This is a genomic window from Caulobacter sp. FG7 (genome assembly GCF_057808875.1).
The window spans coordinates 1-317 of the sequence record NZ_JBMDIW010000077.1; the positions used below are offsets into that span (position 1 = coordinate 1).

At 64.7% G+C, this 317-nt stretch carries 1 protein-coding gene; it reads left to right on the top strand.

Going from position 1 to position 317, the window contains the following annotated elements; all coding sequences use genetic code 11:
- On the top strand, positions 1-71 hold a 71-nt coding region (locus ACODR1_RS24810), incomplete at its 5' end, for an EF-Tu C-terminal domain-related protein (protein WP_313520581.1).
- Positions 72-317 lie beyond the last annotated feature (246 nt).

Genomic DNA, 317 nt, shown 5'->3' on the forward strand with positions numbered 1-317 from the left:
AGCTCCGCTTCGCCATCCGTGAAGGCGGCCGCACCGTCGGCGCCGGCGTCGTCGCGAAAATCGTCGAGTAATCGATCGATCCAGCGATACGCTGATTGAAGATCAGGCCCCGGAGGGAAACCTCCGGGGCCTTTTCTTTTGATCCTCCCCCTCTGGGGGAGGTGGCCCAAAGGGCCGGAGGGGGGCTGTTTTCAGCTGCCGCCGCGTTCGCCGCCCAGACCCCTCCCCGTAAAATCCCCGCGAAAGCGGGGACCCAGGCTTTTTCTGAAACGCGTGGCGCTCGACGATAAAACACCTGGGTCCCCGCTTTCGCGGGG